This window comes from Spirosoma arboris, assembly GCF_009754945.1.
GTDB lineage: Bacteria > Bacteroidota > Bacteroidia > Cytophagales > Spirosomataceae > Spirosoma > Spirosoma arboris.
Map to the genome: position 1 here is coordinate 189,128 of NZ_WPIN01000013.1, position 23,645 is coordinate 212,772.

Sequence of the window (23,645 nt, forward strand, 5' to 3'; positions counted from 1 at the left end):
ACGTCTTTCCTTTCCCGCTAAATGGATCAATTAGTTTCTGAAATTCGGCAGATTATTCATCAATCAAGAGAAAGTGCAGTTCGCTCTATCAATCATGCCCTAGCCCTAATGTACTGGCATATTGGCCGGGTTATCGTGGAAGATGAGCAGCAAGGGCAAGACCGGGCCACGTATGGTAAAGGGCTGATTAAAAACCTTTCGAGTCAATTAGTTGCAGATTATGGCGAAAACTTTTCGAGCCGAAATCTCCAGTTAAGTCGACAGTTTTACCTCACCTATCCAATTGTGAACTCACTGAGTTCACAATTGACCTGGACGCATTATAAAGTCTTGGTGCGATGGGAAGACGCTAGTAAGCGAGCGTTCTACATGGCCGAAACGGAGAAAAATGCCTGGACGGTGCGGCAACTGGAGCGGCAGATCAACAGCTTACTGTATGAACGGTTATTGATGAGTCAGGATAAGGAAAGTGTTTTAGCGATTGCTCAATCGCAAGCTAAGCCAACTCAACCTCATCAGGTGATCAAAGATCCTATGGTGTTAGAATTTTTAGGATTGAAACCACAAGCAAGTTATTACGAGCATGACATTGAAAGCGCCATTATCACCCATATTCAGGAATTTCTCTTGGAGCTAGGTAATGGTTTCTCCTTCGTCGCCCGGCAAAAGCGGATCATCATTGACAGTGACGAATTCAAAATTGACTTAGTCTTCTATAATCGGTTATTACAATGTTTTGTGCTGCTAGATCTGAAAATGGATAAGATAACTCATCAAGATTTAGGCCAGTTACAAATGTATGTTAACTACTACGACCGAGATATAAAGGAGTCTTATGAAAATCCCACGATTGGTGTTTTGTTATGTGCGGACAAGAATGACGCCGTGGTCCGGTATACGCTGCCGGAGAACAATACCCAGTTATTTGCCAGTAAGTATCAATTGCATCTACCTACAGAGCAGCAGCTAATCGACGAAATTCGAAAAGAATTAACGGGCGATGAGGCTGACCTGTAACATTATTTGCACGCAATTCCTTTTTAGTTATTAGCTCAGTAACTGTCGAATAAGTACACCCTCCATGACCACAAGAAAAAGGTGTTTGTAGAAATCACGGTTTAGCCTTAAGATGGGGTGGACTTGCAACATAATACTGGACAATGTACGGCCAGCTGATGAGTACTGGGGTCGCCAAGAACAAATCGTAGCGGAACGGCAAAAAACTAAGCAGTTAACTATGATTAGTCGACGGAAAAATCATATTTTTCAGCGCTTACAAAGTGATTAAAAGTATCTCTTCTCTTTTCAACCGCATTTGTCCACTTTGGGCTGACGATATACACTTACAAGAATCCCACATTTAACTTCCTTTTCAGAAGAACATTTTAACTCAACGATCCAAACTATATAATTTTCTATTCTCCTCTGTTAAAGGGGCAATTTTATCTGGATGATTTTCTATCCATTGAATTGCTCCCTCTGCTGTATAAGATATCCTGATTGTGTTGTTTCCAGAAACTGTCAGGATACGGTTAGCATCAGCAGAGAACACCGCCGAATTCACCGTAGCCTTATAGGGCAGGGTAGCTAGCAGCTTGCCCTGGCTATCCCACAGTCGAGCTGTCTGGTCGAGGGAAGCCGTCAGGATACGGCTGGCATCAGCAGAGAACACCGCCGAATTCACTGCAGCCTCATGGTTCAGGGTAGCTAGCAGCTTGCCCTGGCTATCCCACAGCCGAGCTGTCTGGTCGAAGGAAGCCGTCAGGATACGGCTGGCATCGGCAGAGAACACCGCCGAATTCACTGCAGCCTCATGGTTCAGGGTAGCCAGCAGCTTGCCCTGGCTATCCCACACCCGAGCTGTCTGGTCGTCGGAAGCCGTCAGGATACGGTTAGCATCAGCAGAGAACACCGCCGAATTCACTGCAGCCTTATGGTGCAGGGTAGCCAGCAGCTTGCCCTGGCTATCCCACAGCCGAGCTGTCTGGTCGAAGGAAGCCGTCAGGATACGGCTGGCATCAGCAGAGAACACTGCCGAATTCACCTCATTCTTATGGTGCAGGGTAGCCAGCAGCTTACCCTGGCTATCCCACACACAGCCGAGCTGTGCTGTCGAGAGAAGCCGTCAGGATACGGCTGGCATCAGCAGAGAACACCGCCCTATACACTGCATCTTTATGGTGCAGAGTAGCCAGCAGCTTACCCTGGCTATCCCACAGCCGAGCTGTCTGGTCGAAGGAAGCCGTCAGGATACGGCTGGCATCAGCAGAGAACACTGCCGAATACACCGTATTCTTGTGTCTCAAGGTTGATTTAGCGAACCATACGCTATCTGAGCGATTAAACTCATTGACAATTCGATCATAAACTTGAGGTAAGCTTAAGTTATAAGCTGCTGCAGCCTTTAACAATTGTAACGCCTGATCGGGAGGTAGCTTAGCACTTTCCGCTGCCCAGTAATAAGCTTTTATCTGCTGGGCATTTTCCTTTGCTGTTACATAGAAATAAGTAGCAATTACTGAAGCTATTAACGCCATAACGGCTATTACTGTGGCAGTTTGGCTACGTATGTTAGCTTGCTTCGTTAACACATTTACTTTATATTCCAATGTTCTCGCTTGTTCTTCTGCAAGCCTCTTTCGTTCTTCTGCCAGCCTCTCTAGTTCCTCTTCTACTTTTTTTCGCTCTTCGCGATATTCGGTCACTGGCTTTACCAGCGTGTCATGCGCCAGTTCATAAATCATCCGGCCCTGACTATCACGCTCTACCCGCAGCAGTGAAGTTGCTACTAGTTTATTAAGTAATTCCTCCGTCAGTCCCTCTCCTACAAAACGGCTTAGAAGGTACTCCAGCGCAAACGGAAGGCGTCGGCCTTGTTTAACCAGTTCTTCCTCAATAATTTTTTTAGCGATTACTTGTTCTTCAGGTTTTAAAAGCTCTAAGGTTTGAACATAGTAGCTACGAAATATATCCTGAATACCGACTTCTTCGTTTGTGTTTATTTTAGCCGAATGAATGTTATTACTATCCGTATTCAGGAACAATAAATCATTATAATGAAGAATGATAGGTTGTCGGTTTTGCCGCTGGATTTCTGGTACAATAAACTTCTCAAATGTGCTACACACAATTTGTAAGTTAGTTGTCTCAATTTTATGGTCCTGAACATTCCGAATACCCGTTAGAATTTGGTCTATAAAATCTGGATCGTACTCAAAAGCAGGTGTTTTGTAGCCCCCTTCTTTATTGGCTGGTTGCCGAATTGCGTCAATCGCTTCATCATCATCTAAAGCGTCTAATTCATAACAGTGCCTTAAAACTGCTGGATGAAAATCTTTTAATTCATTGAGCAAAGCCAACCGATCCGTGCGAATAGAGAAAACCACTTTTATCTCCGGTTTCCGGTAAAGCAGTTCCTGATCGGTCTCATCGAGCACTTTTATACGCTGGCTACTGGCAGCCAGCAGCCAGTCGGGAACAATCCGGTACAAAACGTCGGACAACTGCTGCTTGAAGTCAATAACCTGGTTGGCTGGGTACGAAAACAATTCCTCAAATTGATCAAACAGTAGCACAAACTGATTCACATCTGTTTGAATCTGAAAGTTTTTGATCCGGTACCAAATTGACTGGTTATTGGGCGACAGATTGGACAGTAAGCCGTCAACTACACTTGACGCAAATAACTCGCCCGTGGCTTCTGCCGGTGTAAGCTGTCGTGAGCGGTCTTCCGGGTTATAATTGCCGAAACGAATTTTGAAGAAAGGCAATTGGGCTTTTTGTAGCTTGGGCACAATACCGGCGTTGATCAGTGAGCTTTTGCCAAAACCACTTCGGCCGTATAGCACCACTATCTGTTGAGTATAAATCAGCTTAAATAATTCTTCGCGGTCGTGATCACGGCCGAAAAATAGATCCTGTTCTTCAGTCGTAAAAGGTTTGATACCAGGATAGCGTGTATTCACAGTAGAGTTATGGTATGGTTTAGGAGTTCATTTCATCAAGTAGTCGCTTGATCTCAGTGGCTACTTGCTGCCAGGCATGGTTAGGCTTTGCCCAATCTTCTACGGCTATTAATTGGTAATCGTTACCCGGATCTTTCGGACTGAAATTCAAATCCTTTAACAAAGGCAGACCTTTATCTAAAGGCGCAGCATCTTCAAACATTGTAGCTCTTACCAGAACCGGTACTATATGCACATCTGTACGCTGTTGTCGTAACCCCAAAGCTTCTTTAAGCTCAATGTTATAGCAATAGGTAGAATTCAAAAAGTAATCGCTAATCAACAGTATAATAATTTTTGACCGCTTTAATTGCATAGCAATTTCATTAGACCACTCTTCGCCCGCTCTAAGCGCATCATCAGCCCAAATTTTTACGCGCCCACTGTTCTCAAGTTGAAATAATTTGAGTTTAAGATCGTCCTTAAATAAGTTGTCCTTTCTCGCATAAGAAATGAATATTGGCACCGCGTAATTGGAAGAAATTGAATGCCGCCCATCTTTCTCTTCTGTATTTCCGGAACGCTGGCTGCGTAAAATGCCTTCCTGTTGACACTTAGCGTGGAGTTCATTAATAAAGACAGAAGGCTCTAAATCGATTACCCCCAACGAAAAATTGTTCATCACAAAAGTTAAGGCGTTATGTTGGAGAGAAGTAACTGCGGCGGCCCGGTAGGCTTCATGGGCACATAACTTCTTTAGCAGAAGATGCATGTACCACTTATCAAACATCGCTCCTAGGAAGATATATGTATTGGCGTTACGTAGGACGGCATTCAGATTAGTAGGGAAATCTTTTGGACCAAAAATATTGGATAGATAGGTGAATAAATCGTCGAAGGTCAGAATCAATTGTTGATCATTATCTGATTTACTCAGGAGGTTGTAAATTAATGGCTCATCGATGGAAGGCAATTTTGCAATTGGCTCGGGGTTTTCCCGAATGGGCTGGAACCCAAACTGGACCTTCAAGCCTTTCTGCTCCAAGGTGGTTTTCAACGTATCATCGGGAATTAGCGATAGAATTAGATGAAACGGTAAATCAGCCAGCCCGTTATAAAATTTCTGCAAGCCGAAGTGTGTTCGGTAAAAAGTCTGGAGGGCATCGGCCACTTCGAGCCTTACATCAAACCGTTGAAAGAAGAACAACTCTTCATTAGGGAAAACATGTAAATCGTCTTTCGAGAACTGACCGGCTAATGATTCACTAAATTCATCAAATAAGGATTTATCATTCGATCTGGCCACGTCTGGGCCTATAATAAAAACACAACGTTCCTCTTTAAGCGCCTTGAGTAAGACATTTCATCGTACGCTCACGCGTTGAATCATTGTAGACATAATAAAAGAAGGTTCGTGTGAAAATTAAGAGGCTCACTTATAAAAATATAGCCATATGAGTGGAGGTAAAATGTCCCTAGTCTCACAAAACGCCGTATTCTGCGTCCGTCAAAGAGCTGATCGGTTACGAAGTCCATGCTCCAGCACTGACAAATACTGGAGAGTTGAGGCCGATCTAGTCGACGTAAGGCCATTCGATAACGCTGAGATTGTTTACTGCGCAAGTTGAGCCCTTCAAGACGATATAAACGGTGTACCCGCTTGTGATTATCGCGCCAACCTTGCCGTCTAAGCAGAGTAAAAATGCGCTGACATCCATACCGTACACGGGTTTCAGCAATTTCTCGAATGCGTTTTCGAATCACCGTATCATCTCGCCTACGAGCTTTGTAAAACCAGGTTGACCTACGTAGCATTACTACTTCACAGGCTCGTCGATTCAATATCCGGTACTCATCTATCAGGCCCCGGGCCAACCCTCGGCGTTGGGCTGACCTCAGAGCTTTTTTTGATCACCTCCTGGAGCATCTACTTCTCAAGGCTTAAATCAGCGACCAACTGCTTTAATTGTTGGTTCTCCTCTTCGAGTTGACGAAGTCGCCGAAGTTCGGGAACGCCCAAGTCCCCATACTTTTTCTTCCAATTATAGAAGGTCGCTTCGCTAATGCCCATCTTGCGGTAAACCTCAGCGACAACGGTTCCGGTGTCGGCCTGTCGAAGCGCGAAAACAATCTGAGCTTCGGTGAATTTGGTCTTCTTCATAAGCAATTATTTGGTTGTTAAAAGTACCGAAAATCGCCCGAACTCTCTACTTTAGAGCGGGCCACTTTACAGGGAGGAGGTCAAAAAAAGGGTGTTTTTCCCGTATCTAAAGAATAATTATAAATATAACTTGGTGCAATTTTTCAAAAATATGGAAACAATTCATTGTATATAAAATATTTTAAATACAATGAATACTTGTACTAGATGCTACTTGCTTAGAAGACTATCATAATATATTCAAAACTGAGCAAGTTAATAGTATATATTTAATTAGATTTTGTTACTTATAAGAGGAGTATTGAACTAGTTCTGCCGCGCATACTACTTTATGAATAAGCCTAAAATTTTCATTTCATACGCTCATTCTGATGAAGAATACAAGGTAAACATTGAGAAACAACTTTCAACCTTAAAAAGAAATAATGAGATAGAACTATGGAATGATAGAATGATAAATGCAGGTAAAGAGTGGGATAAAGAAATAAAAAAGGAGCTACTTGAGGCAGATATTATTTTGTTGCTTATAAGTGCAGACTTTTTAGCTTCTGATTACTGTAATGATATCGAAGTTAGAATTGCTCTTGAGAAACATGAGTTAAAACAAGCTATTATAATTCCAATAATTATTAGAGCTTGCGATTGGAATGCGGCACCATTTGGTAAAATACAAGCGTTACCTAAAAATGCTAAACCAATTAAAAATTGGCCCGATGTTGACGAAGCATATCTTGATGTTATAAGAGGTATTAGAAATATTTTGTTTCATAAAACCCAAATAGAAATATCGAGTACACATATACTACACGAGTTTCCAACCTATCCAATGGTAGATGCGGTTGATGTTCCTAAAAATATTATTGATAACATAAGTAAGACAATTCCTATAAATGAAGCTGAAACTTGGATAAATGAGGCTAACAGATTTAGGAAAAAAGCTGACCCTGATGATCCAAAAACAACCATTATTGAGCTGCATACACTTCAATCGGTCTATCAACTTTCATCTTCCGATTACTGGGCTAAAGTGATAGGGCAAGCAAGACTACACGGACCTAGAATGTTAGCAGCCTTACTGCTAACAGTACCTGATTCTGGATTTACAACTAGTGCTAAAGAAGATAAAGATGAATTGTTACAAAGACTAAAACAATATAATTTATGAAAACCTTTGTCAAGTGCTTATCGGGTATATTGCTACTTATTAATATTTTGGGGCAATTACACGCGCAAAATACGATAGAACTTGATTCGAAGAGTAATACCCAAGCCCTCGGAGCTATTTCTAAATATACATACAATCAGGCTAGTATTGTAGATGATGAGTTAGAAAGAATGGGTTTCACTATACCCACAAATATAGCTCGAAACCAATGGATGAATTTTCCAACTGTTAGAAAGATAGAATGGGCTTACTTGTCGGCAGAAAAAGCTGCTCCTGGCAGTGGAGAAAAGGTTTTAGCTTTGTTATCAAAAAGCCTTGCCCAACAATATCAATCCGCTAACACAGATCCACTCTTAAGTCGTTTAATAAATATTTCTACCTCTCCTAGAATACAATTTGCTAAAATAATTAATCTACCTACTGTTTCACCAGTTAGAGTAGATATAAAAAAGGTGATTGTTAAAATTGCAAAATACACTGATGATGATGCGTTAGGGGGAATAAATGGGGTTTTGACAAAGCACTTTGGTTTCACTGAGAATGAAGCTTTTGATATTCAACGCAACACTAGGAATATTAATGAAGCTTTACAAAAAGGGATAACTGATTGTAAAGGTTGTGGTGATGTAAAAGTCCAAAAAGCAAACATCAAAAGTGTTATAACCGATCTTAATAAATCTTTTGAGAGCAGTCGCTATGAGGCTGATTTCGTTCCTTTTATGGATAACAATGGTGGGTTCAGTGATGGTGGTGGGTTCAGTGATGGTGGTGGCTTCAGTGGTAGTGGTGGCTTTAGTGGTGGTAGAAGCGGAAATATCTATTCTGATCCCACGACAACAAGTGTTAAACCACGTGGTAATGGGCCTAGAGGTGGTGGCGTGAGACCGCCATCAACTTCGTTTAATTCTCAAACTCACTACTCTAATTTTGTTAAAGCAAATTATTCAGGCTCAAATTCTTCAAGAAGATTTTCAGCGATGAAAATCAAAAGAGGGGGGTTTGGTGGAGTCATATTTGGTAATACAGTTAAAGTAGATCCCAATTTAAAAAAGTTAGTGTTGGATAGTTTGCAATGGATACCTAATGTTGATAACAAGTTTGAGGAAAGAGGTACTTTAGTTTTTAACTACAAATTAGGCTCTCCTAAGTATGTAAAGAATATATTATTGGAAGATTTTTTCGCTGCTTATGATATCATTTTTAATAATAGGAACGATGACTCTAAGTTTGTGGAGGGAGCAGGTATTGGATTAGCTAGCCTTACTTATGGGGCAAATACATCCTCTTTCAATGGAATATATTATACTGATTATAAAGGTAGAGAGAAGAGAAATATCTTACTTCATCCATCTGTTGCAAATTTAACAATTGGCCGTTCGCTTATTTATACAGATACTGCGCCGATTATTCTTAAAGATATTACTCATAAAATACCTAGTAAATATGAAATTAATAAAGTTAATAATGTTTTATCTAGATTTACAGATTGGAAAGTAGCAGATATGCCAGTAATAATCTCATACAATAATGATGAAATTGTTTTAAATACTATTAAGTCAATATCTGATAATAAAATTTATTTTACAATGATAGGAATAGGTGAATCTAGTTTTTTCGAGTACAATAGAGTAGATTCAACATCTTTTAACAATATTGCTCCAATTCTTTATAAAACTAATTATAACTATAAGCGAGTAAATGATTTTATAAAAATATTTGATATACTTAGATATGTTAAATCTGAAAAAGTTACTAAAATAACTTCACAACCTGTTTACGATAAATTTACACTTTACCCTCATTATATTGCTTTCGACACTACAGGTATTTTTTTTGAAACTCCATTGCAAGAAGGAACTAATTGGAGAAAAATTATAAACTCTAAGATCGATAGCGTACAATACACTAGCGGGGTAGATACGATTAAACACAATATTGCAAAAAGTATGTTACAATCTGCGATTAATGATAATACGAAGAACGATACCTTATGGAAACGAATAAATAACTATTATTATGCTCAACAAAATATAGAAAAAATATGTAATACTACTACCAATAAATCTACATATACTAACTCTTTAGATATATATGAACGCTATACTATTTCAGATTCTTTGTATAAATTAATCGACAATGATCCCAGGATACTAAACTTAAAAAATAGATTAAAACATTTATCAGACAGCCTGAAGGTTCTTAATTCTCTACTAAGCAATAAAGAATCCTTTCTTAATTCATACTGTCCAGACAAATTAAAAGATTACAGAAAATTAAATTCTGAGTTAAAAACCTTAAAATATGCATCTGAAAAGTATTACTCCGTATATGATTCAATTCAATATATAGTAATGTCTTGCGATGCTTATGTTAGTTTGTCTGATAAACTAAAATCAATGAGAAAATCAGAATATGAAGTTTATGATGATATATATAAATTTAGAAATTCTGTATACCGTAATGAAATAGAATTACTACGTCTAATAACTAAAGAAAGAAATTCGTTGAATTTTTTAGTAAGGAAGATATGTGCAGAAAAATAAATTTGGTGAAGGGGAGTTTCCAACATCCGTACGAGATGTTTCATGAATATTATTCCATAAAGATACCTAGCTATTGATGGGTGAATTGAGTGAACACTAAAAGAAACGTTCGATTTCTTTACTTGGCCAAGGCTCAGCAAATTGATATTATTTGAGCCCATTTTTTCGGTAATAAACTCTTCAATTAATTAATGAAAGCTTTCAGTCAGTCCAAATCGAGTTGTTTTGCTAATATAGCTGACCTGGTGGAACATTTCGTACGAATGTTGGCCGCCCCCCTTATTCCATATAATCGGTGAAAACCTGGCTTGTCTGCCAGCCAGTCAGTTAGTCTGAGTATGAAATGGTCTTCGTAACAAAGCCATGACGCACGTTGTGCAAACGATACAAATCTGACAAATATGCGTTAAGCATAACCACTTGTTATATAGGTAACTAGCTAACTAACAATGGTTAATCGTATTAAAAAGGACAGCAGTGTGATTAGCTATCAGGGCAATATTTGAGCCTCCAAGTTCAACCATAAAGCTGGACGCACACCACCTCCATCTCTGGGGCTGCCGAAGACACCGTTACCTCGTACGTAAACATGGCCATGTTTATTGATGCTCGCACCAGTTCGTCCGTAATAGCCGGGTGACCGGAGCCGCCACCAATGAAAATCACCCCCGTATCTGGCTTGACGTTTACTATTATTGTCGTCATCGATGGCCCAGGTCTGCCCCCCTTTATTCCTCAGGTTTGTGATGCTGTCGCCGAAATACTGGCAAACCTCTTCCAGGCTTAATAGAAATAAGTGGTCAGTCGTGTCTTGGCCACCTGGTGTGTTAAACCACGGATTGTTATCATTTCGGTTTGTAATCTCCATGATTCTTGCTTTCTCGCCTTGGCTGAACGCCGTATAAATTGCCTCGTTAAGATAGTGCCTTAAGGCGCAGTTGGCCCAAGTAATGTCTTCAAAATTAGTATGGTACCATCTCAGTTCCAATATATCTTGGGTAATAAGGAGTGCCCTGCGGCCGTCCTCAATAGCCAGCACTTGCCAAGCATACTGGCCAAAGGTTATGATGTCATCTTTAACCATTCTCTCTATATTGGATAGGTCAACATCATGCGGTAACTGTCTGGTTAGTCAACTTTCTTAATCTCAGTCGCACTGAGGGTGATCGTAAATTCACGCCGTTGACTATTCCAGCAATGTACCCGCTCACCGTATTGACTGATCACGGGGACAGGCCAGTCAATTTCACCGTTAGCCTCAACTAACTCCTGAGCAATCTTCGGGTCAATTAGCGTTACCAAGTCATCAATCTTGAACTCGTGGTTTTTCTTTATGAAGTACTGGAGTAACTAATCTGCTAGTTAATTTAGGATGAGCTGGTTTAATAGCTAGTAGCCCTTACCTTCCTACCGCTTTACCAGCGGATCAGTCAGCAGGCCCGTGTTTATTATCTGCCTTTGTCCCTGATAAAAGTCTTAAAGTCAAGTAAATGAAAGCATCCAATATCCGTTTTTTTTCGCCCACTGAGAATCGACAGCCTACGGCTAAGGCTGAAAAAGCCACTAAACCAGCTAAACTAAAGTTAACCGGTTACGTTTCGACGGTGGGTAAACTCGTTTTGCCGACCAAGACCGTGGCTCATATAGGGGTCGATCTAGGCAAAACATTCTTCAAAGTAGGCATGGACGAAGGCAAGCGCAAAGCTAAATCGTTGTATTTAGTACCAAGCAATACCGATGAGGGGACCTTTGTCTTCGAGAAAGCGGCTAAAAGTTATACGTTGGCCTTACCCTTTATCTTGAAAAAGAGTGGCGTTGATTTTACTAAAACGAAATACGACTTTACGATTCGTCTTTTCGAGTATGAAGGCACGACCGCCTTTGAACTACAAGTCACCCCTGAGGCAGTGGCTGCCAAAGTTCCATATACTGGTAAGCCAAGAGGCCGAAAACCTAAGCAGGCCTCCGATGCCGAGTAACGTTATTGAGCCCTGACTACTCAGGGCTTTTTTGTGGTTTGTATTTTTTTAGACTGGCAAGGCAATTTTCAACCGGCCTAGATTGCATAAGGCCATCTTATTTCAGCTTCTCTTAAGTTTTCCTTTTTCTGCCATCCTGACAACTTTTAGGCGATGAATTCTATGCCCTTTTCGATTACTCTTGTTTTGTCAAAAGGCAAGAACGCTCCTTCCTAATTAGTGGCAAAAAGCGCCGGGATTTTTTCGCTACTGCTAAGCCTACTATTCGTTTCTCCCCTTACAGAACTTTGAAGTGAAGGTCAAATCTGCTTTTCATCACCTTTACACAACATTTACGCTGGTTCACGTTGAGTCATCACCTACTGACGGGCTTTTACTCGCAATAAACCCTCAATGCCAATAAATTCTAATCCTGAAAAGATTCAGCTATTTGTAACTACGTAAATAGTTACTCGTAATAACGGTTAAAAATCAAAGCTCATAGCGCAGCGAACGCCATCGTTCATCGGGTACTTGATAGCCCAATGCTTGATGAGGCCGATCGCTGTTGTAATGAATAAGCCAGTCCGCTACGACTTGACGAAAACTTGCCTCATCCACTAATTCACGCCAACTCAAGCCTTCCCATTCTAGATTACGCCATAGACTCCGAATGAAAATACTCACGGATGCTTTACCCTGCCTTAAGTCGACGGGCCACACTTCGGCTTGGGAATAAACCGCTTGAACTTCTGGGCTTTTGAAAACTGGATCAATGCCGACCACTAAGGCGGGAGGCTTTCCATAAGTACTTATGGCTAATGACAATACGGTTGCTGTAGGCGTTGGTTTTAACGGCCGCAAAAGATCCCAGGTCAGTAATTTACGACTTAGCAAGTCCATAACACCCACCATTACATAGGTTTTGCGCTGCCACTTGATGACTGACCGGTCGAAAATCCAACAATCGGGTAGATTCGCTTGGGAAAGATTGGCCATAAGATATAAGTATTTAGGAGATCAATCTTCTAACGCCAGTTGCTCCCGTAACCACTCGATGGTCTGGCTTTGGCGGAAGGCAAACCATCCCTGCCGATACTCACCTGACTCATCAATCAGCTGTTTAAATCGTCGGAACGGCTTGGGCTGATCTAGAGCGTAAAGTAGTCGATTACGAAAGAGCGGGGAGTCTACCTCTGAAATAAAGCGCTCCATGATCTGAAACGATTCTCGGCTGCTCATGGAAGTAATCTCCAGATAATCGTCGGGATGGGCTTCGATCTCATCCATCTCTTGTTGCCAGTCATCGGTGTCCGGAAACTGGTCTGGATCAGGAAAGGCGATGAGTTCACCAGTTTGTCGGTGTAGATAGCACTTCATACCTGTTTCCAACTCCTCAACCACTTTTTTTAATTGTTCATCACTCAGCGCTTCCACGGTTAATTTACAATTTAGAATTAACGCTATAGCTTCAATCGCTTAATTACTAGTTCCTTATAAAAGCTTAATCTTCATCCGTTAACGATTCCTTTCCGTCCATACGACCACTGGCTTGATGAAAGGCATAATCCTCAGCACTTAAGTTTATGCGTAGAAACTCATCCATGCCTATATCGTGCCGTTCAAGGACATAGCGCCGAAACGGAAAGCTCCGTTTCGCTTTTTCCAAGCCGCCTGCCTTCTCGGCTCTGCGCAGGCCCTCATGGGGTAAGCCTTCTAAATACTCTTCAAAATAGATCTGGAGCAGTTCCCGGGCAGAACGGCTTTCGGATTGAGGAGCGAGTTGCCGTTCTAGCCAGTCGAGTAAGTCTTCGTTGGAAGCGACGGGTTCGGAATCGGGCTGCCAATCACCTTGTCCAAAGACAGCTAACTCCTTGGCCCTATTATAATAACAGTAGGTAGCATTCCCGATCCGAAACATCCGAGCCATATAGTCTCGTTGTCCTTCTGGTAGTGAGGCTAGCACCTGTGCTTGCTGCACATTGTATTTTTCAATGGGATGTTTCATTGATTTTCAGTATCTATATCGACTTCGCCCTCTACAGGTGGAAATTTTAGTTTGGCTGAATCATGGAACAAGACCCAATCCTGGGCTGATTTGGGCTTTTCGCCCTGATGAATCCGCTCCAATGACCAAATCTGCGCATAGTCAATACGGATTCGCTCCCGTTCAGCGGGCAGTTGGTTTTTCAGAATGACATCGATCTGAAAGCCATCCTTCTCGAAGTTGGGATTCCAGAGGGCATCATAGTCAATATAGAGAGGAGCTTGCCACCAACGCGTAACCGATCGTTCGGTAGGTTGCTGAATGTCAAAGTAATTGGCCTTCAGCCAGTAACTACACTGGGGATCCTGGATATCCTCCACCATTTGTCGGAGTAGTCTTGGCAAAGCTGTTTCGTCGCTCGTCGTCATCGTGTTCAAAAGCAAGGTGTCTTACAAACCTAACTTCATGGCTGCGTTGTGTTTGACCACCTGTTGTACCCGGGTATAGCGGTCAATCATGGTGCGGGTACGGTGTTTCGTTTGTTGCATGATCTCTGAGTCATCGGCTCCATTTAACTTGGCTACCGTCACAAACGACGCCCGCAGCGAGTGGGCCGAATAATCCTGTCCCAGAAAAGCCTTTACCGCACGAGCCACCTGTTTATCCGATAGTCGATCCTCGGTGATTTGCTCCCCCTTCCGGATTCGAACGAAGAGTGGTCCAGTTGCACGATTTAGTATGGCCATATAATCTTGCAGATTCCGGACTGGGCAGGTGTCCGGGTCAGCACTAAAAAACAAGGCTTTCTGCTCGGTTTTACCGTATTGATTGGTTTTGCTACCGGCATAGCTAATCACGGCTCCTTCGCGGGTGAACTGCACTCCCTCCAGATTGAGGGCGACTAATTCGGATCGGCGAAAAGCACAGGAAAAGCCCACTAACAACATCGCCCGATCCCGCAGGCCCGTCAGCGTGGCCGGCATGAGTCGAATATTCCCTTTATACTCCGCTAGGTCGAAGGCCGGGGCTTGGAGCGGTTCAGTACCGATGGTTCGCTTGATGCCCTCCAAGACGATTTTAACCCCTTCGTCGAAACTCGGATCAGGTTGCTGGTGCAGCCGATGCCATTTACGAATACTGGCCAGTCGACGCGACACGGTGGCCCACTTATGTTCGGTGGCCAGATCGGACAGATACGTGGCCAGGGTTGCAGAGGTCATGGGCAGCGGTGGCAATTCATTTCCAGTTAACCACTCAGTCGCATGCTGGATATCCGACTCATAGGCGATCTTGGAGTTCGTTGCCCCTTCGAGTCCCTTCTGAAAAAAGGCGGCCGTTTGCTGGGCCATTTCTTCTTTGGTTGGCCGAAGTACTACGGTCTGGTCGGTCGTTGTCGAGGTTGGTATCATATCTTGGAGTCTAAATCACCAATTCATGCCGAAATATAACATTTATTTATTATGTCCGATAAGTAAAGTTTATTGGACGTAATAATAAGAATGGTATAATCTTAATTCAATAACTATTTAATCAAGATTGCATTTTTATAAGTATTGATTTGTAATTACAAAAATGTAATTACTTTGCTATAGATTTTCCATAAATTGAATCCAATAGGCTATTGGTAGTTCTGCTGAAAGAAGATATCTCGTTGCGGTCATTTGAGAGAAAAATCAATCTCATCAACTCAACTAAAATGTGAGATTTTAATTTTGATTAATGAGATGACATTTTGAGACTGTAGTTTAGATAGAATTGCATTGCTAGGACATCTACTATCTCCATCTTAGTAATAGGGCGTTTCCTGAGAGGCCAAGTTTATTTATTTTGGCTAGCCTTTAGTAAGGAGACGGCTTTTTCCAACACCCTATCCGAACCGCCGATATAATAAGCCGGCTCAGCCTCCAACACTATATCGGGTTGAACCCCATGGCCATCAAACAGCCTCCCGTTGGCCTGAAAAGAAGCCATCGTACTGAGCGTGAGCCGAATGGGTGTGGCGCCCAAAATAAAGCTCTCACTATTGCCACTACCTCCCCCACTGGGTGTACCCAGCAGCGTTACATTTTTCACCCCTTTCAGCCCAGCTAAGAAAATATCGCACGCACTGAAACATTTGGCATTCATCAACACCACCACCGGTTTATCAAAATGATAAATACTGGCGTCCACTCTCGAGCGCAAAGCCAGATAATGCCAGGGGCTAAATTGGCCTACGGGTAGTTCCCATTCCGGTTTAAACCTCTTTTTGAAGCCCTCAATCGCTAACCGCTCAGCTGGGCTCCATTGAGCGTCGTCTTCCCTAAACATGAAGGGACCACCCGCCAGATGATTTTCGTTCCGTGAAACATGAAGCCGATAAGCAGCGGCTGTGAATACATGCGGTGGTGCCGTAGGCGATGCCAGATAGGAGTATAGCCATAGAAGGGCGGCACGATCCCCACCATCGTTATCCCGCACATCCACAATCAAGCCTGATGCATTTCGGAATTGAGGCATCCAAGTGGTTATCTCTTTCAGCGAAGGCTCTTTCTCCATCGTTGGTAAGCGGAGATACCCAATATTGTTGTTCAGTAAACGGGAAGGTTGCTGGGGCCAAATCGGATAGGAGAAAGGAGCCTTAGCGACTGGTAGTTCTACGACCCGGGTATGCTGACCGGTTGCATCGGTCAATTCAACCCGAACGGTTTGTTTCCGGGGAAGGCCCAATTCCTTGCGCCAGTAATCGAGCCGGCCCAGAAAGCGAACCACGCAACGATGTCTGATCCAATGGGGTGCTCCCTTGGGTACGCGCGTAGCCGCCTGATCAATCCACTGCTGGATGGGTCGGCCGTCAATCCGAGTCAGGTAGGGAAAGCCGTCCGCTACAAAAGCTGTATGATTGGATTGCAAGGCAATAAACCGATCCCCTTCGACTTCGATTAGAAAGGGAAGACATCCGCCGGTGGGCCACTGATAGCCCCGCACCCGCGAGTGGCCGTCGATACCCATAGCCACGATTTTTTCAATTTCGACGGCGAAGTGATCGGTCGAAATGCCTGATTTAATTTTTTGCCGTAGTGCCTTTATAGCCTTCAGATAATTGGCTTTATTGGCATATCAGTACGACCAGCGGGTATCCAGCGCTACCTGAAAGGAGTCCAACGCGCTTAATAGGACAGCGACAGAATCCGTTCTGTAAGACAAGGTGGATGGTTTATCTACCAGTCGGTTATACCCATTGGGCTCGATCCATACCCGATCTATCTGAGCTACCCAAGCCCATAGGAAGACTAGTATAATACTACAATGGATAATGAATTTCAACGGTATTAGATTTAGGTTAGCCTATCAAGCAGTTATAAAATAAACAAATACATCTGGATTCCTCAAGCCCGATACGGATAGGTAGCTTAAACACGCTGATCGGATCAATCTCAGTATATGTTCGTTTTTTGTAAGATGGCCATTGCCTGAGGGTGACTTATAGCTTTCCAGTCGGTTCCAGCGGCTGAACTGATCGTTATGGAACGGGGAATAGGGGTATTAGTTTTTGGGAGTGACAACCAAATTCGCAAAATGGGCATCCGTGCCGTAGCCAATCCACAGACCAATGGCCCCCACCTGGTCAGGGCCGTGCTTCAAGTCATTGACAATCAAGCTGGGCTGGCTAGCCCCGTGGACGTACAGCCGGGCTTTATCGCCCTGCACCTCAATCCGAATCTTCGTCCACTCGCCCGCCACTAAGTCCACGTACGACTCATATTTTTCCGGAGTTTCTTTCCGTAATTTTTGCCAGGGATAGTCGGGGTAAGAAACGTACTGCACCGAGTGATTGCGCCGAAGCTGATCCTGGGCCCGACCGTTGGTGGGCCGCAGGTAGATACATTCAAACTTCGACTCGTCGTCGGCCATTCGGAAGGCGATGCCCACAAAGCCCCGGGCTAATTCACCCGCCGTCGCCAGCGGCTTAGCGGCCAGTTCCACTTCAATGGTGCCGTTGTGAAACCGCAGATTCCTGATTTTGGCGTGGGTTACTTCCGGGCCAGCCGTGTTGTTGGCCATAGCGGAATCGCTCACGCGCACACTGGAGTTACCCAGGTAGGTCTCGACGGACACCTGGGCTTTCACCGGCAGTAAGCCATCTAAGCTATTGAGGGGCATTTTCCGTTGAGTAGGCTGACACAGACCGGCACTCCCCACGAGGATAGTCAAGGCAAGGGCTAGCAGTAAGTTGGTTTTCATGAATTTGTGGTTTAGTCGTAAGGGATACGAGTTAGGGGTTGAGCAATAGTATGAGTCCAAATCTTCATTCCGATCGAAGACTCTTCACCGGATTCATGAGGGCAGCTTTAAGGCTTTGGTAGCTCACGGTTAACAGGGCGATAACCACCGCCAGCAAACCCGCCAGCGCAAAAACCCACCACTCGATGGTAATCTTATAGGCAAATCCTTCTAACCAACCCCTCATAAAATAGTAGGCCCCTGGCGAAGCCAGCAGCGTAGCCAACAAAACCAACTGAAGAAAATCCCGCGCTAATAAAGCAACAATACTTAGCGCAGAAGCCCCCAAGACTTTACGGACACCAATTTCTTTTGTCCGTCGTTCCGTCATAAACGTGGCCAGAGCAAAGAGACCTAAACAGGCAATCAATAGAGCGATTAGCGTAATGCCGGTAAAAATATGCTCAAAAAGGGTATCAGCGTGATGCAGAGCGGCAAACCGTTCGTCGATAAACGAGTAACTGAATGGTCGGTCAGGGACTAAGGCTTCCCATTTGTGTTGAATAGCCTCAATCGTTGCTTCTACGTCGGATGAGCGCAGTTTGACCAACAAATTCGATAAATTTTGCCGACCCAGCATAAAGGCAAACGGTTGAATCGTTTGGTGCAGGGACGAATAATGAAAATCCTTTACGACACCAACCACGGTTCGATAATCGCCCTGTAGATTCGTATTAAGGATGCTCCCCAAAGGATGATTTAATTCTAATTGTTTGGCGGCTGTTTCATTGACCAGCAGGGAAGTAGAGGAATCTGATGGAAACTGAGTCGAGAAGAGTCGTCCCTGCCTGAGCTGTATACCCAGCACAGCCAACCCTTGGTTGTCGACCGTTATGTAATTAACCGCTACTCCTTTATCCGTTCCTTTTAGGGCCATCCCCATAGTCGAGTTGGTATAGCCAATTGCATCCGAAGCAGCACCGATTTTAGCAACGCCTGGTAAGGCTGCTAGTTCTTGCTGAAGAACGTCCAGGTTGGTCAGACCGTCAATGTTAGGTAATACCATGACCTGATCTTTATCAAAACCCAGCGAGCTAGTTCGCAGAAAATGCAATTGCTGGGTAACGATGATCGTGCCAATAATGAGTCCTGCTGACACGGCAAACTGACCCGTAACCAACCCCTGTCGTAACCGACTGAACGCGCTACCTGGCAAATGTTGCCCTTTCAAAACGTGTACGGGTTCATAGGAGGAAAGCACCAAAGCCGGATAGATACCGGCCAGCAATCCGGTTCCACTCGCTAGAAGAATGACCAATAGACTAACCATCCAGCCTTGTTGGTTCGATAAGCTTAGTTGTTTTTCAACGAATTGATTGAAAACGGGTAAGAGTAGGAACAGTAACCCAATGGCTACTAGTCCCGCCATCAGCGCCGACAAAATTCCTTCGCCTAAAAATTGGCCAATCAACGATTGACGGTGGGCCCCTGCTACCTTCCGCACCCCTACTTCCCGCGCCCGGCGGGCGGCTCGTGCTGTGGCGAGGTTAATGTAGTTGATGGCTGCCACAATCAGTACGAACAGGGCCACAAAGGATAAAATACGCACGTACGATTGTTCGCCGTTAGGAGCCAATTCCCACTTGAGTTTGGAGGTTAAATGAATCTGGGTTAGTGGCTGACTATAGAATTGGTTTAAATCGTCCGGTTGATGGCGTTTGAACAACGACTGCAAGTTGGCTGCGAAGCGCTCGGCATTAGCGTTCGGTTTCAACTTGACGTAGGTGTAAAAAACATAGGTTTTCCAATTTGAATTGAGCGTTGCGTCTAACGTGCGTAGCGGAATCAAAAAATCAAACCGAAAGTGAGCGTTCGAAGGGATGTCAGCCAGTACACCCGTTACGACGAAATCGCCCGGCTTTACATCTAGGTCGAGTCGTTTGCCAATCGGATTTTCGTCCCCAAAATATTTGCGTGCGGCTGATTCCGTCAGGACAATCGAGGTAGGCGTGGTCAATGCCGTTTGCGCGTTCCCAGCAACAAAAGGGAAGCTAAAAATGCTAAAGAAGTTAGCGTCAACCCGATAGACTCTTTCTTCATAAAACCGTTGGTCACCTCGTTTAACCAGGTACTTTTGGCCCCAATTAGGATATAAACGGGTGACAGCCTGTATCTCAGGCAATTCGGCCTGCAGAGCAGGGGCTAATGCCGCCGGAGTTGTTGCATCAGGCGTTCGCATGCCACCGCGTGTTACAAAATCTTTGGCGACGCGGTAAATGCGATCCGCATCGTCATGAAACGAGTCATAAGACCGTTCGTCGTAGACCCACAATCCGATAAAGGCAGTGCTCGTCAGGCTTAGTGCCAACCCACCAATGTTGATTAGACTGTATAGCTTATGCCGCCATAGGTTCCGCCAGGCGACTGTGAAATAGTTTCGTAGCATGTCAGGATGTAAAAAAAACGGTTGAGAATAGTCATTCGATTGGCTAGTTCTGGGCCAGCTAAACGGGCGAATCAATTGCAGCACCGCCAGCACATATCGCCAGCGGGCTCTGGGTAAACCGATGGTCTTCACCCAGTAGACGTACATTTCCTGCAAATCACCTTGCAGCTCATCTTCAAATCCGGTTGGGCTGAAGCGGCTCATTAACCACTCAGCCCAACCGGGCGGGCGGATGTTGATGTTCATGGCTTATTCGCTGCGTAAGCTTTTGACCGGATTCACCAAGGCCGCTTTAATACTTTGAAAACTGACCGTCAACACCGCAATACCCACGGCCACTAATCCCGCTAGCACAAAGACCCACCACTCAATAGTGATGCGATAGGCGAAGTCCTGTAACCATTGGTTCATGGCCCACCAGGCAATGGGGCTGGCCAGCCCAATTGCGACCAGAACTGGTTTCAGAAAACCTTTTGAGAGTAGTCCAACAATGTTAGTGACCGATGCGCCCAGCACTTTGCGAACGCCTATTTCTTTGGTGCGTTGCTCGGCCGTGAAGGCGGCCAGGCCAAACAGGCCCAGGCAGGAAATAAAGAGGGCAATAAGGGCAAATAGGTTGGCCAGCGTGCCCATAACCGATTCCGTGCGGTAAGCCTGCTCAAACTCCTGGTCAACAAAGGAATAATCAAAGGGATAGCCGGGGTTGAAGTCCTGGCATACCTTCGCCAGGCTTGTCAGGGCTTCTTTGGTTTTTCCAGGCTCCGTGCGGACAAAAAGGTAGCGCGTAGATGTTGGAGCAAGTGGTATGATGGCTGGTACGGTAGGCGAATACAGGGAGGTCATGCTAAAGTTTTTGACGATACCCACTACCTGCCCTTGTTTCCCGTACACCTCTATCCGTTTGCCAAGCACGTCTTTGCCCATCATCCGGGCGGCTTCTTCATTCAGGATAAAGTTCAGCGAATCGGCTCCAAAGTCCCTGGTGAAATCGCGCCCGGCAGCCAGTTGCATGTGCATGGTTTTCACAAAATCGTAATTGCCGAATATGATGTAAAAGAGTTGTTTGTTATCGGCCGGTTTTCCACGCCATCCTACGGCAAGCGTATTGGTTGATTTACCCAGCGGGTTGTTGCCGGATGTGGTTACGCTTTCAATGCCGGGCTGCTTTCCTAATTCCTGCATCAAGGCCTCGGCATTGTCTTTCAGCGCCCCTTCCTGCGGCACATATAACAGGTTGGCACGATCCAGGCCCAAGTTAATGGTGCGGATATAAGTGAGCTGCTGGTACACCACGATAGTCGATACAATGAGCAGTATAGACAGCATGAACTGGAATACCACAAGCCCCTGGCGTATGGAAACCGTGCCCTGTTGCTTGCTAAGGCTCCCCTTCAGCACAATGACCGGCCTGAACGAAGAAAGGTAGAGGGCCGGGTAACTTCCCGATACGACGCCGACAATCAGAGAAGTGCCCATCATGCCCAGCAGGAAACCAGCATTCAAATTGTTTAAGGCAATTTTTTTGCCGGTAAGGTCATCGAAAAACGGCAGCAGGGCTACCATAAGCGCCAGCGCTAGCAGGAAGGCGATAAAGGCCATGGCCGTGGATTCAAGAATAAATTGAACGATGAGTGATACCCGTTGGGCACCCATTGTTTTACGCACGCCAATTTCACGGGCGCGTTGCGAGGAACGGGCCGTGGCCAGATTCATAAAGTTGATACAGGCGATCACCAGCAAAAACACGCCAGCGGCTAAAAAGATGTTTACATAGTCGATGCGCCCGCCGGCAAGCTGCCCGTTTTTATAGGTGCCATGCAGATAAATATCCCCAAAACGCTGTAAAAAAAGCTGCGTACCTTCCCAGCCCGCCTTGGCCATAATATCGGCCACTTTTGCATTGAAAGCCGGTAAAGAAGCGTCTTTTTGCAGTTTGGCATAAATGGCGCAAGACATATACCCCCAGCTCCTGTATCTGTCTTCATCCTGCTGTATCCAGGCCGCTATAGGCAGTACCACATCAAACTGTAGAGTAGAGTTTTGGGGCACATCGCGTACAACGCCGGTTATGGTACATTGCCGGTTATGGTCAACCGTTATGGTTTTGCCAATAAGCGGTCTGCCCGCCCGCCAGTCGGCACCAAAAAGTCTGGCCGCAGTGCTGGCCGAAATAACCACATTTCCCGGACTTTGCAGGGCCGTTTGTGGGTTACCTTGTAGGAAAGGGAACGAGAAGATGCGAAAGAAACCCGGGCTTGCGTAACCGCCTTTCTCCCGGAAGTTGGTATTGCCGCTTGTGACAATAAACTGCTGGTCCAGCATCGATGCCGCTACGTCTTCTACTTCCGGGTAACCCGTTTGCAGGGCTTCTGCCACCCGCTCCGGCAGGGATGTCCAGGTATCTATTTTTCCGTCTGTGGTAAAATTGCGCCACACCTGGTATAGCTGGCCGCTGTCCTGATGAAAGCGGTCATAGCTGGTTTCATCGGCCACCCATACCATAATAAAAAGGCTACAGATTAGTCCCAGGGTTAACCCCGCTATATTTATGAGGGTATAGAACTTGTTTTTGGCTAAATGTCGCCAGGCAGTTTTAACGTAGTTTCGTATCATAACTGGATGTAAAAGAAAGGGTTGAGAGTAGTCATTAGACTGTTTAGTCGTAGGCTTGGTAAAGGGGCGAATCAACCGCAGGACCGCGAGTGCATATCGCCAGCGGGCTCTGGACAAACCGACTGTCTTCACCCAGTAGACGTACATTTCCAGCAAATCACCTTGCAGCTCATCTTCAAATCCAGGCGGGCTGAAGCGGCTCATTAACCACTCAGTCGGAATGCCGCAGCACCAGCGGGGTGGCTTTGGGAAGCGTTCCTCCCCCTCAGTTAAGCTCCCCATAACTGTACTACTGAAGTTGGAATCTGATCCCATAATTGGCTACGCACCTGCCGACACTCGAGCAAGGCCCGCTGCCCTGCCGCCGTGACGGTAAATAACCGTTTCTGGCGCCCACCCCGTTCGGCGGTGGCTCCTCCCATCTGAGAGGAGACAAAGCCCTTCTCTGCCAGCCGTTGCAGGGTGGTGTGGACAGTGGGAAAGCTGATGCTTCGAGCCATCTGCTGATCAATGGTTTGGGTAATCAAGGCGCAATAAGCCTGTTCCTGCAGCGCGGCCACCGTCAACAGGACAACTTCTTCCAGTTCTCCTAAAAAAGCTCGTTTCATGGCGTAAATCGGTCAGA

Annotated in this window: 20 protein-coding genes and 1 pseudogene; 4 read left to right on the plus strand and 17 right to left on the minus strand. The window is 44.9% G+C overall.

What is annotated here, in order from left to right; genetic code table 11:
• Positions 1-21 precede the first annotated feature (21 nt).
• Positions 22-1,017, plus strand: coding sequence for a PDDEXK nuclease domain-containing protein (locus tag GO755_RS28420; RefSeq protein ID WP_157588700.1), 996 nt, complete (start codon positions 22-24; stop codon positions 1,015-1,017).
• A gap of 373 nt (positions 1,018-1,390) precedes the next feature.
• On the opposite strand, the gene GO755_RS28425 is transcribed toward GO755_RS28420, so the two are convergent.
• The 4 genes and pseudogenes from GO755_RS28425 to GO755_RS41615 all read right to left on the minus strand — a co-directional run.
• Complete coding sequence (locus tag GO755_RS28425; protein ID WP_157588701.1) at positions 1,391-2,095, minus strand: WD40 repeat domain-containing protein; 705 nt, start codon at positions 2,093-2,095, stop codon at positions 1,391-1,393.
• On the minus strand, positions 2,085-3,965 hold the full coding sequence (locus GO755_RS28430; RefSeq protein ID WP_157588702.1) for an nSTAND1 domain-containing NTPase: 1,881 nt from the start codon (positions 3,963-3,965) through the stop codon (positions 2,085-2,087). Before GO755_RS28430 ends, GO755_RS28425 begins: the two co-directional genes overlap by 11 nt.
• A 19-nt stretch (positions 3,966-3,984) precedes the next feature.
• Entirely contained in the window at positions 3,985-5,250 is a 1,266-nt protein-coding gene (locus GO755_RS42060) for a toll/interleukin-1 receptor domain-containing protein (protein WP_157588703.1), read from the minus strand.
• Between the two features lie 161 nt (positions 5,251-5,411).
• A pseudogene (locus tag GO755_RS41615) lies at positions 5,412-6,105 on the minus strand (transposase); the annotation flags it as partial.
• A 331-nt stretch (positions 6,106-6,436) separates the two neighbouring features.
• On the opposite strand from GO755_RS41615, the gene GO755_RS28450 reads away from it, so the two are divergent.
• Together GO755_RS28450 and GO755_RS28455 are read left to right on the plus strand one after the other, a co-directional pair.
• Positions 6,437-7,270 carry a toll/interleukin-1 receptor domain-containing protein gene (locus GO755_RS28450; RefSeq protein ID WP_157588705.1) on the plus strand — a complete coding sequence of 278 codons (834 nt, stop codon included), beginning with the start codon at positions 6,437-6,439 and terminating at the stop codon, positions 7,268-7,270.
• The gene (locus GO755_RS28455; RefSeq protein WP_157588706.1) at positions 7,267-9,813 is read left to right on the plus strand and encodes a hypothetical protein; all 2,547 of its coding nucleotides are present in this window, start codon (positions 7,267-7,269) and stop codon (positions 9,811-9,813) included. The genes GO755_RS28450 and GO755_RS28455 overlap by 4 nt, the downstream gene beginning before the upstream one ends.
• A gap of 490 nt (positions 9,814-10,303) precedes the next feature.
• Here GO755_RS28455 and GO755_RS41620 read toward each other — a convergent pair whose 3' ends face one another.
• Together GO755_RS41620 and GO755_RS41035 are read right to left on the minus strand one after the other, a co-directional pair.
• The gene (locus GO755_RS41620) at positions 10,304-10,897 is read right to left on the minus strand and encodes a DUF6273 domain-containing protein (RefSeq protein ID WP_157588707.1); all 594 of its coding nucleotides are present in this window, start codon (positions 10,895-10,897) and stop codon (positions 10,304-10,306) included.
• A 44-nt stretch (positions 10,898-10,941) separates the two neighbouring features.
• On the minus strand, positions 10,942-11,115 hold the full coding sequence (locus tag GO755_RS41035) for a hypothetical protein (protein WP_198174967.1): 174 nt from the start codon (positions 11,113-11,115) through the stop codon (positions 10,942-10,944).
• A 188-nt stretch (positions 11,116-11,303) separates the two neighbouring features.
• Here GO755_RS41035 and GO755_RS28465 point away from each other — a divergent pair, with 188 nt between their 5' ends.
• The gene (locus GO755_RS28465) at positions 11,304-11,792 is read left to right on the plus strand and encodes a hypothetical protein (protein WP_157588708.1); all 489 of its coding nucleotides are present in this window, start codon (positions 11,304-11,306) and stop codon (positions 11,790-11,792) included.
• Positions 11,793-12,263: 471 nt separating this feature from the next.
• On the opposite strand, the gene GO755_RS28470 is transcribed toward GO755_RS28465, so the two are convergent.
• The 11 genes from GO755_RS28470 to GO755_RS28520 form a co-directional block, all read right to left on the minus strand.
• Positions 12,264-12,770, minus strand: coding sequence for an integrase core domain-containing protein (locus tag GO755_RS28470; protein WP_157588709.1), 507 nt, complete (start codon positions 12,768-12,770; stop codon positions 12,264-12,266).
• A 21-nt stretch (positions 12,771-12,791) separates the two neighbouring features.
• Positions 12,792-13,208 (minus strand): UPF0158 family protein, encoded by a 417-nt coding sequence (locus GO755_RS28475; protein WP_157588710.1) that lies wholly within the window; start codon positions 13,206-13,208, stop codon positions 12,792-12,794.
• Positions 13,209-13,275: 67 nt separating this feature from the next.
• Positions 13,276-13,779, minus strand: a complete 504-nt coding sequence (locus GO755_RS28480) for a hypothetical protein (protein ID WP_157588711.1) — start codon at positions 13,777-13,779, stop codon at positions 13,276-13,278.
• Positions 13,776-14,186 carry a hypothetical protein gene (locus tag GO755_RS28485; protein WP_157588712.1) on the minus strand — a complete coding sequence of 137 codons (411 nt, stop codon included), beginning with the start codon at positions 14,184-14,186 and terminating at the stop codon, positions 13,776-13,778. Before GO755_RS28485 ends, GO755_RS28480 begins: the two co-directional genes overlap by 4 nt.
• 21 nt (positions 14,187-14,207) lie before the next feature.
• Positions 14,208-15,167, minus strand: a complete 960-nt coding sequence (locus GO755_RS28490; protein ID WP_157588713.1) for a site-specific integrase — start codon at positions 15,165-15,167, stop codon at positions 14,208-14,210.
• Positions 15,168-15,576: 409 nt separating this feature from the next.
• Positions 15,577-16,749, minus strand: a complete 1,173-nt coding sequence (locus GO755_RS28495) for a S41 family peptidase (RefSeq protein ID WP_157588714.1) — start codon at positions 16,747-16,749, stop codon at positions 15,577-15,579.
• Between the two features lie 108 nt (positions 16,750-16,857).
• Positions 16,858-17,064, minus strand: a complete 207-nt coding sequence (locus tag GO755_RS28500) for a hypothetical protein (protein WP_157588715.1) — start codon at positions 17,062-17,064, stop codon at positions 16,858-16,860.
• Positions 17,065-17,283: 219 nt separating this feature from the next.
• Positions 17,284-17,982, minus strand: coding sequence for a hypothetical protein (locus tag GO755_RS28505; protein ID WP_157588716.1), 699 nt, complete (start codon positions 17,980-17,982; stop codon positions 17,284-17,286).
• 64 nt (positions 17,983-18,046) lie between these two features.
• A complete protein-coding gene (locus GO755_RS28510) occupies positions 18,047-20,653 on the minus strand; it encodes an ABC transporter permease (RefSeq protein WP_157588717.1) in 2,607 nt (868 codons plus the stop codon).
• A gap of 3 nt (positions 20,654-20,656) precedes the next feature.
• Complete coding sequence (locus GO755_RS28515; RefSeq protein ID WP_227687119.1) at positions 20,657-23,302, minus strand: ABC transporter permease; 2,646 nt, start codon at positions 23,300-23,302, stop codon at positions 20,657-20,659.
• Positions 23,290-23,628, minus strand: coding sequence for a PadR family transcriptional regulator (locus tag GO755_RS28520; RefSeq protein ID WP_157588718.1), 339 nt, complete (start codon positions 23,626-23,628; stop codon positions 23,290-23,292). The genes GO755_RS28515 and GO755_RS28520 overlap by 13 nt, the downstream gene beginning before the upstream one ends.
• Positions 23,629-23,645: the final 17 nt, after the last annotated feature.